Origin of the sequence: Olsenella sp. An290, assembly GCF_002159535.1 — a bacterium.
Lineage (GTDB): Bacteria > Actinomycetota > Coriobacteriia > Coriobacteriales > Atopobiaceae > Thermophilibacter.
Window position 1 is genome coordinate 1 of record NZ_NFIU01000027.1, and the last position, 9671, is coordinate 9671.

Here is a 9671-nt window from a genome sequence, read left to right on the forward strand (position 1 = left end):
ACCCCCACGCGCCCCCGCGCCGCCAGCCCCGCGCGCCCGTCGCGCTACAGCCGCTGCCGCACGGCCGTGTCCCGGAAGCAGAAGTGGTCGGGGCGGTGCCGGGACTGGGTGCACTCGATGAGGATGCCCTGGGAGTCAAAGGTCTGGCTCGTGACCACGGCCAGGTAGTCGATGTCCCCCAGGTCAAGCAGGGTGCGGTCCTCGCCCGTGGCCCGCTCCACGGTGATCGCGCGCTTGCTCGTGGCAATGGTCACCCCGAGGTTCTTCTCGGCATACGCGTAGATGGAGGTCCGGGCCACCTCGCGGGTGATGCCGGGCACCGAGGAGGTCCGGAAGAGGTTGCGGTCCAGGATGAGCGCCTCGCCGTTGATCCGTCGCACGCGCTTCACCAAGGTGAGCTCGCAGCCCACCTCAAAGCCGGTCCGAAACGCGGTCTTCTCGGTGGCGATGACCTGCTCGAGGGTGACGACCTCGGTCTGCGCGTGCAGGTGGATGCGCTCGTCGGCCTCGTGGAACGACTCGATGCCGCCCACGGTGAAGGTGGTCCGCTCGGGCTCCTGGTAGATTACGCGCACGCCCTTGCCGTGGACGGGCTGGACGTAGCCCTGCTCGCGCAGGACGCCGAGCGCTCGCCTGATCGTGTTGTGCGAGCAGGAGAACGCCGCGGTGAGCTCCGCCTCCGAGGGGAGGAAGGACTGGTACGGGTAGACCCCCTGCTCAATGCTGTCGCGAATCTCCCGGTAGATTGCGTCGTAGCGCGCCTTCATGCGCCCCTCTCCTTCCGCGTGGGCAAGATGCTCGCCACCTGCACGCACCTCATGAAGGGCACGCCCTACGTCTACGAGGGCGACGAGCTTGGCATGACCAACCCGGGCTTTGCGAGCATCGACGACTTCCGCGACGTGGAGACCCTGAACTACTACCGTATCATGCTCGAGTCCGGCAAGACGCCGGAGGAGGCGCTGCAGATCGTCAACGAGCGCTCCCGCGACGACGGCCGCACGCCCATGCAGTGGACGGCCGAGCCCGGGGCGGGCTTCACGACGGGCACGCCGTGGCTGTCCATTCCGGCCAACCACGCCCAGGTGAACGCCGAGGCCGAGGTTGGCGCGGAGGGGTCCCTCTTCGAGTACTACCGCGCCCTCATCCGCCTGCGACACGAGAGCGACCTGGTCGCGGAGGGCGCCGTCCGCTTCCTGGACGCGGGCGCGGAGGCGCCCAAGGTGATCGCCTACGAGCGCACGCTCGGCGACGAGCGGCTCGTGGTGGCCTGCTCCTTTGACGAGCGGCCCTGCCAGCTGGCGGACCTTGGGACCGCGGGCCTTGCGGTCGTCATGGGCAACTATGACGACGCGCCCGCCGCCGGTGCGCTGCGTCCCTTCGAGGCGGTCGTCTGGCACGGGCGCGCGTCGTAGACGGCTTACGGCGGGCGCCCCGCCGGCCCCGGCCCTTACGCCGGGCGAGAAGAACGAGCACTACGCACAGGCCGGGCCGGGACGACGCGCATCGTCTTGGCCCGGCCTCCTCGTCGCGTGCGCGGGCGGCTGCGACGGGGCGTTCTTCTCGCCCGCGTCCTGGACGCCCCGCGCCTGCTAGCGGTGATCTTTGAGGAAGCGCAGCAGCTCGCGCCAGCGGTTCTCGCTCAGGGCCGCGCGCGGGACGTACACAAAGCGCTTGCGGCCAAAGCCCGCCACGACAAAGTCGCCGGTCTCGTGGACGTAGCGCAGCTCGGAGGTGGGGTAGGTGGCCAGCTCACCGGTCTTGTCCACCACGTGGAGCGCGTCATCGCAGACGACCACGTGCAGGCGCCCGGCCTGCGTCCACGAGCCGAGCGAGGTGGTGCGGGCGTAGCGCAGCTGGAGCTTGCGCCAGTTGGAGGTGACGTACGAGAGGGCCGTCGCAACCAGGAAGAGCACGATCATCACGACGATGGCGTCCTTGGCCCAGAGCGCCACGAGCACGAGCAGGATGAGCGCGCCAAAGTTGCCGATGGTCACGACCTGCTTGAGGCGCGGGCCCAGGAGCTCGGCCGCGCGGGCGATGCAGAGCTCGTTGTACTCAAAGGTGGCCGAGAAGCGCAGGTGGTCGTACTTCTCGTCGTTGAACTTGATCGGCGCGCTCTGGTCCCTGCGCGCCGGGGACTTCTTGGGCATGGGGTCTCCTTTGGCTTGACTACCCGATAAATCCTAGCGTCCTGTGGAGGACTTGTCTTCGAGATGTGCTTGCCCGGTGGAAATCGCCGCTGGCCGGCGTCTCGAGACTACGCGGTCTTTGATGGGGAATCATACACATCGTGCAGGGAGCGAGCGCCCGACGGAACGCCGCGTGCGCTCGCACTGTGTGAGCTTAAGTGCTTGGCAGCTGCCAAAAGTGGGGGCCCGGACGCCACGGCGTCGACGGGCCCTCGTCTATGTTGCGGCGCGGCGGGCGGCGTGCGCCGGCTCGCGTTGTGGCGCGGCGGGCACTGGCTCGCGGAAAGTCACGCTTTCACGCTGCAAGGCGTGACTTTCTGTGAGCCATCGCTTCCAGCTCATCGAATCTCACGCTTTGGCCGGCAAAGCGTGACTTCTGATGAGACAACAGTCGCGACTCACCAAAAGTCACGCTTTCATGCCAGAAATCGTGACTTTGCCCCGAGCTTACGTGCGCAACTCACCAAAAGTCACGCCATTGCAAGCAAGAAGTCACAGCCTCGCGTTTCAGATCACCTGTGCGCGCCCATGAGCGCGCCGTTTTGTCATGAAACGAGGAGCGGCTCCATCTCAAAGGTGAGGCAGTTCACGTAGCCGCGGTTGGTGAGGCGCAGCTCCGGCACGCACGCGAGCGACATCACGCCCATCGTCATGAACGGTGAGGGCATCGTGCAGCCCATCTGCTCCCACGCCCTTCTCGCCGCGCCGACCTTCTCCGCCACGACCTCCACGCGCTCCGTGCTCATGAGGCCGCATACGGGCAGCTCCACGAGCGCGAGCACCTTGCCGTCCGCCACGGCCACCTCGCCGCCGCCGCACTCAGCGAGCGTTGCCGCCGCAAGCGCCATGTCCTCGTCGTTGTCGCCCATCACGAGCAGGTTGTGCGCGTCGTGGGAGACGGTCTGCGCGAGCGCGCCGTGAATCCCGAAGCCCGTGACGAAGCCAAAGGCGTGCGTGCCCGCCGCGCTGTGGTGGCGGTCAAAGACGGCCACCTTGAGAACGTCGTGCGCGGGGTCGGCCTGGAGCGCGCCGCCTGCCACCGGCACCTCCACCACCACGTTGCGCGTGAGGGTGTCGCCGGGGTCGATGGCCATCGCACGCACGCGGGCCGTCCCGTCCGGCAGGTCAACAGGGATGCGGAAGGTCTCGGCCGTGGGCGCGAGCCCCAGGTTCATCGTGTGGGTCATGAAGTCGGGCCAGACGTACGGCGCAACCGAGAAGAGCGCCCGCCCGTCCTCGGCCACGAGCTCGCCGTCAATGAAGACCTTGCGCGCGCGGAAGCTCTCAAGATCGTCGAGAAGAACGATGTCGGCGCACTTGCCCGGCGTGACGGAGCCCAGGTCGTGCGCGAGTCCGAAGTACTCCGCGCAGTTGATCGTGGCCATCTGGAGCGCGGTCACCGGATCTAGCCCCAGTTCCACGGCCGTCCGCAGGATGCGGTCCATGTGGCCCTCGTCCACGAGCGTGTGCGGGTGGTTGTCATCCGAGCAGAGCAGACAGTGGCGCGTGTCAACGCCGCTCGCCACGAGCTGCGGGAGGTAGCCGGGGAGGTTCAGCCACGCCGAGCCCTGGCGCAGCTGCACCCACATGCCCAGGCGGAGCTTGGCCAGCACCTCGTCGAAGCTGCCGGACTCGTGGCAGGAGGAGACGCCGGCGGCCACGTACGCGCTGAGGCCGCGGTCGCGGTCCGGCGAGGGGAAGTGGCCGGTGACCACGCGGTCCGCGCGCAGGGTCTCGCGCACCTCGTCCAGGGCGTTCTTCTCGCCCGCGAGGATGCCCGGGAAGTTCATCATCTCGCCGAGCCCCACCACGCTGTCCCAGGCCATGCTGTCCGCGACGTCTGCCGCCGTGATGCTGGCGCCCGTGTCCTCCACGCCCGTCACGGCCGGCACGCAGGAGGGGGTGGTGAGCATGGTCTTGAGCGGCGTGCGGGCCGCGTCATCCCACATGGCGCGGACGCCGGGGAGGCCGCAGACGTTGGCCGCCTCGTGCGGGTCGGCCAGGATGGCGCAGGTCCCGTGCGGCACGACGGCGCGGGCGTACTCGGAGGGACCCACCATGGCGGACTCGATGTGGATGTGGCTGTCCATGAGGCCCGGGGCCGCGTAGAGGCCGGTGGCGTCCACGACCTGCGTGTCCGGGCCGATGCAGTGCTCGGCCGTGTGCTCGCCGAGGCCCAGGTAGGCCACGCGCCCGCAGGCCACGGCGATGTCGGTGTCCGGCAGAATCTCGTGCGTGGTCACGCACACGAGGCTCGCGTGGCGAATCACGAGGTCGGCGGGCTTCTCGCCCTGCGCCACGCGCACGAGCTCGTCGTTGCACTCCCAGAGCGGAGTCTTGCAGAAGCGGTTGCGCATGGGGCCTCCTTGGTCGAAGTTGTGACAAGGGTAGCGCGAGCGCACTCCCCGCGGCCGTTGCTTCGGCGGGCGGCCGTGCGGCGCGGGGTCGCGGGGGCTGCGGCTCTCGCAACGCGACGTCATCTGCTACACTGCTAGCGAGCGCGTTCGATGGGCTCGGGTGACGCAACACCTCGAACCTGGTCAGGGCCGGGAGGCAGCAGCCATAAGGGGCCTCTGGCGGGCACCCGATCCCATCGAGCGCGCTTTTTTTGCGCCGCGGGCGCGCGGTCGCCGCGGGCGCCGCCTCGCCGCTGGTGACGCCTCACGGGGCGGGGCGCGTGACTTGTGGTGAGTTTTTTGCGCTGGCTCGCTCAAAGTCACGCCTTCGGGCCCCAAACCGTGACTTGCGATGAGCTTTGTCAGCCGACTCACTAAAACTCACGCCTTGCCGGCCAAAAGCGTGACTTTCAATGAGCTGCGCGCGAAGACTCGCCAAAACTCACGCTCTGCGGCCGGGGCGTGATCTCGTGTGAGTTTTGCGCGGCGACTCGCTAAAACTCACGCTTCAAGCGATAAAAGCGTGACTTTCAGCGAGCCGCGCGCGCAAAGCTCACTCAAAGTCACGCCCTCCGGGCCGAAAGCGTGACATTTCGCGAGGTGCCGCCCGCTCGGCTGCGTCCTTCTCGCTATGCGATAATGAGGCGATGCCACGCCGAGAGGAGTCCGATGACCCCGCTGCCCGCTCACCGCCTGGACCCGCGCATGCTGCGCGTCTGGTGCATCTCCGACGTCGTGGGGATGGTCGTCGTTGCCGTGCTCGCCGTCGTGGCGTGGCTCATCGTGCGCCACCTGGGAGGCGACGTCTTCTGGGTCTACCTCGTCGCGGGCGTTATCGAGGTCGTCTGCCTGGCCGACCTTCTCGTTTCCCCGCGCATCGAGTACGCCACGTGGCGCTATGACGTCACGCCCACCGACGTCGACCTCTACCACGGCGTCTTTGTGAAGAAGCGCGTGCTCGTGCCGCTCGTGCGCGTCCAGCACGTCCAGACCAAGCAGGGGCCGATCCTGCGCGCGCACGGCCTTGCCAGCGTGACCGTCTCGACCGCGGGCGAGAGCTTTGAGATTCCCGGCCTTGCGGAGGACGACGCCAACGCCCTGCGCGACCGCGTCGCCGAGCTCGCCCGCCTTGCCAAGGAGGATGCGTGAGCCCCCAGCCGGGCAAGAGGGACCTCGAGCGCGAGGTCGAGCGCCTGGCGGTCCCCGAGCGGTCGCTCTTCGAGGACGCCGCCGACGCCACGCCCGCGGCGCTTCTCGGCACGCACCGCGCCAACCCGCTCTCCGTGCTGACTGAGGCCGTCAAGATGGCCTCCGGCCTGGTCGTGCTGCTGGCCTTTGCGCGGATGGGCGCTGTCCTCTCCGGCGACCTCGCGGCGATCGCGCAGGTCGCGCTCGCCGCGGTGGCCATCTTTGCCGCGTGCGCGGGCCTGAGCTACGCCATCTGGCGCGCGCGGACCTGGGAGCTCGCGCCCGGTGAACTCGTCATTCGCTGGGGGCTCGTCAACCGGCGCCAGCTCTCCGTTCCCTACGAGCACATCCACACGGTGACCATGAGCTCCGAGCTCCTCGAGCGCGCGCTCGGCCTCATGACGCTCAACCTTGACACGGGCGCCGCGGCCTCCGAGGGCGACGCCTCCAAGCTGCGCGGACTTCGCGCGGGCGAGGCCGAGGCGCTGCGCGTCGAGCTCTTCCGCCGCAAGCGCGCCGCGGCGTCCGCGCCGGGCGAGAAGGACCTGGGCTCGCCAGGCGCCCCCGGCGAGGTCGCCGCCGAGGCGACGGCCGAGGAGCGCCCGCTCTCCGTCTACACGCTCTCCCGCCGCGACCTGCTGCTCGCCGCGGTGTCCCAGATGAGCGCGGGCAGCCAGGCCGTCGCGCTCGTGGTTCTTCTCGCCAACGGGCTCAACAACCTGATCGAGTGGGGCGTGCTCGACCTTGCGGGCACCGGCGACGAGCTCATGGCCCGCTTTGCCCCGATGCTCGCTTCGATCGTGGTGGCGTTTCTTCTGGCGGCGCTCCTCCTGGGGGCGCTCGTCTCCTTTGTGCTCAACCTCGTGCGCTACGCGGGGTATCGCGTGGAGCGCTACGCCGACCGCCTGTCCGTGGAGCACGGGCTGCTCTCGCGCTACTCGCGCACGCTGGCTGCGGGGCGCGTCCAGTACGTGAGCGTGCGGCAGGGGCTTGTTCGCCAGCTCATGGGCTACGCCGAGGTTCGCGCGATCGTGGTGGCCGCGGCGGGCGAGGAGGACGGCGAGCCGTCGGGCGAGGTCGTGCTGCACCCGTTTCTGCGCGTGTCCCAGGTGGACGCCTTCCTGTCCGAGACGCTTCCGGCCTATGCGGGCGTGCTCGGCCAGGCTGGGCTGGGGAGGCTTGGGCGCGTGGCGCTCCGGCGCTCCGTGGTGCGCGCGGTGGCGTGGTGGCCCTTCGCCGCGGGGCTCTCGGGCCTGGGAATCTGGCTTCTGGGCGTCTCCGGCCTTGCCGCGCAGGCCGCGTGGCTGGTTGGCCCGCTCGTCGTGGCGGCGGCGATCCTGAGCGTCGTGCTGCTGGCCTGCCTCGTTCTTGACGCGGTGCGCGGCTGGTCCTCGGCGCGTTATGGGCATACGGCCCGCGAGCTGGTGCTTGTTTCCGGCGGGCTCACGCGGCGCACCGCGATCGTGCCCCGCTCCCACCTTCAGCGGATGCGCGTCTCCGTGAGCCCCTTCCAGCGCCGCGCCGGCCTGGCGAGCGTCTCCGTGCGCACGGCTGCCGGCACCACCGACGGCCTCGACCTGCGGGACCTTCCCGAGCCCGTCGCGCTCGCGCTGCTCGAGTGGCTTTCGTGACGAAGGCGGCGGGCGGCCGCGCGTGGTGGCAGACGCGTGGTGGCGGCGGGGCAGGCGCGTGATTTGCGATGAGTTTTGCGCGTTGACTCGCTCGAAGTCACGCTTTGCATCTCGGAAACGTGACTTTCAGTGAGTTGCCCGCGCCTGCTCACGCAAACTCACGCTTTGCACCCCAGAAGCGTGACTTTCGGCGAGTTGCCCGAGCCGGCTCACACAAACTCACGCTTTGCATCTCGGAAGTGTGACTTCGAGCGAGTTGCCCGAGCCGACTCACGCAAACTCACGCTTTGCGCCCCGAAAGCGTGAGTTTCAGCGAGTCAGCGACGAAAGCTCACCAATACTCACGCCTGCCGCCCGTGCCTCCCCGCGCCCGCTGCGCCCACGACGCCCGCCGCCAAGCCCGCCCCGCGCCCGCCGTCCCACGCGCGAGAAGAACCTGTGGGGGCGCTCGGCGCGTCCGGTGGCGCGGGTATACTGGAGGCTCGGGAACGAGTCGTCCGGAGGTCGCATGGAATCGCTCTACACCAAGTACCGGCCGCAGACCTTTGAGCAGGTCGTAGGCCAGACCCATGTGGTCGAGACCCTCAAGCGCGCCGTGCTCGAGGGCCGCACGAGCCATGCCTACCTCTTCTGCGGCCCGCGCGGCACGGGCAAGACCACCATGGCGCGCATCCTCGCGAAGGCGCTCATGTGCGAGCAGGGCCCCGCGGCCCTGCCGGACGGCAGCTGCGAGCAGTGCCGGCTCATCGCCGCCGGCGAGCACCCGGACGTCATCGAGCTCGACGCGGCCTCCCGCACCGGCGTGGACAACGTCCGCGAGGAGATCATCTCTCGCGTGAACTACGCCCCGGCCCTCGGCCGCTGCAAGGTCTACATCATCGACGAGGTCCACATGCTCACCACGCAGGCGTTCAACGCCCTGCTCAAGACGCTCGAGGAGCCCCCCGAGCACGTGGTCTTCATCATGTGCACCACCGACCCGCAGAAGATACTTGCCACGATTCTCTCCCGCGTGCAGCGCTTTGACTTCCACGCCATCGGCAACGACGAGATGCAGGCCCACCTTGCCTACGTCTGTGGCCAGGAGGGCTTTGGCTACGACGAGGCGGCGCTCGAGCTCGTGGTGCGCCATGCCCGCGGCGGCATGCGCGACGCGCTGACCACGCTGGAGCAGCTCTCGGTCTTCGGGGCCGGCCAGATCACGCTGCCCGTGGCCTCGGACTTCCTCGGCGAGGTCTCCGGGTCCCTCCTGGGCCAGATCTCCCGGGCGCTCGCGCGTCGTGACGTGCCGACGCTCTTCACCGAGGTCGCCACGCTCGTCGATGCGGGCCGGGACCTCCTGCAGCTCACGCGCGAGCTCTCCGCCCACCTGCGCGACGTCTATGTGGTCTCGGTGGTTCCGAGCTCCGACGACGTCGTCGCGGCGCGCGGTGCCGAGCTCGACGCCCTGCGCGCCGAGGCGGCGGCCTTCGGCTCGCCCGACCGCCTCGCCCGCGCGCTTGCCGTCCTTGGGGATGCCTCGAGCGAGATGCGAACCGCGACCAACCAGCGCCTCGTGCTCGAGGTCGCCTTCACCCGCCTGGCCCGCCCGGAGACCGACCTCACGCTCGATTCGCTTGCCGAGCGCGTGGCCGACCTCGAGCGCCAGGTCGCCATACTCTCCGCACCCGGGGCTCCGCGCCAGGCCCTCGCCTCCACGGGCGAGAAGAACCTCAAGGCCGTGGGTGCGCCCACCCCGGAGCCCGCGCCGGCACCCGCGGCGCCCTCCGCGCCGGCGCCCGCCCCGACCCCGGAGCCTCAGGCTGCGCGACCCGCGGCCCAGGCCGCGCCGGCGCCCGCCCCGACCCCGGAGCCCACCTCGGCTCCTAAGCCCAAGCCCGTGCCGGCGCCTTCGGCCCCTGCCGCCGCCGGTCTCTCCAACGGAAACCTCCAGCGCACCTGGAAGCAGGTCGTCGACCGTCTTGTGGCGCAGGCGCCGGCCAAGGGGTCGCTGCTCCTCTCGTCCACGGCGGTGTCCGACGACGGCGAGCGCCTCACGGTCTCCCTGCCCAAGGGCTCGCACTTTGCGGCCCGCATGCTCGAGCGCACGGACGTTAGGGAGACGGTTGAGCCCGCGGTCGCCGCGGCGTTTGGCCCGCGTCAGGTCATCTACGTTGAGTCGAGCCTCGCGAACCAGGCCATCTCCCGCTCCGAGCGCCCGACGACCGCGCCGGCACCCGCACCCGCGCCGGCGCCCGCCCCTAAGCCGGCCCCCGCCCCTAAGC

Annotated in this window: 7 protein-coding genes and 1 other RNA gene; 5 read left to right on the forward strand and 3 right to left on the reverse strand. The window is 69.8% G+C overall.

Annotation, left to right across the window (positions count from 1 at the left end; genetic code table 11):
- Window positions 1-44 precede the first annotated feature (44 nt).
- On the reverse strand, window positions 45-767 hold the full coding sequence (gene treR / locus B5F84_RS09645; RefSeq protein ID WP_087323243.1) for a trehalose operon repressor: 723 nt from the start codon (window positions 765-767) through the stop codon (window positions 45-47).
- Window positions 768-794: 27 nt separating this feature from the next.
- Between treR and B5F84_RS09650 the strand changes: the two genes are divergently transcribed.
- Entirely contained in the window at window positions 795-1415 is a 621-nt protein-coding gene (locus tag B5F84_RS09650; protein ID WP_087323246.1) for a DUF3459 domain-containing protein, read from the forward strand.
- A 177-nt stretch (window positions 1416-1592) separates the two neighbouring features.
- Here B5F84_RS09650 and B5F84_RS09230 read toward each other — a convergent pair whose 3' ends face one another.
- On the reverse strand, window positions 1593-2153 hold the full coding sequence (locus B5F84_RS09230) for a YcxB family protein (protein ID WP_087323249.1): 561 nt from the start codon (window positions 2151-2153) through the stop codon (window positions 1593-1595).
- A gap of 584 nt (window positions 2154-2737) precedes the next feature.
- Window positions 2738-4549, reverse strand: a complete 1812-nt coding sequence (gene ade, locus B5F84_RS09235; protein WP_087323252.1) for an adenine deaminase — start codon at window positions 4547-4549, stop codon at window positions 2738-2740.
- 147 nt (window positions 4550-4696) lie between these two features.
- Between ade and ffs the strand changes: the two genes are divergently transcribed.
- The 4 genes from ffs to dnaX form a co-directional block, all read left to right on the forward strand.
- Window positions 4697-4792, forward strand: an RNA gene (ffs, locus tag B5F84_RS09240) — signal recognition particle sRNA small type.
- A 465-nt stretch (window positions 4793-5257) separates the two neighbouring features.
- Window positions 5258-5737 (forward strand): PH domain-containing protein, encoded by a 480-nt coding sequence (locus tag B5F84_RS09245; RefSeq protein WP_143786088.1) that lies wholly within the window; start codon window positions 5258-5260, stop codon window positions 5735-5737.
- Window positions 5734-7407, forward strand: a complete 1674-nt coding sequence (locus B5F84_RS09250) for a PH domain-containing protein (protein ID WP_087323257.1) — start codon at window positions 5734-5736, stop codon at window positions 7405-7407. The genes B5F84_RS09245 and B5F84_RS09250 overlap by 4 nt, the downstream gene beginning before the upstream one ends.
- Window positions 7408-7915: 508 nt before the next feature.
- Window positions 7916-9671: DNA polymerase III subunit gamma/tau (dnaX, locus tag B5F84_RS09255; RefSeq protein WP_087323262.1), on the forward strand; the 1756-nt coding region annotated here is incomplete at its 3' end.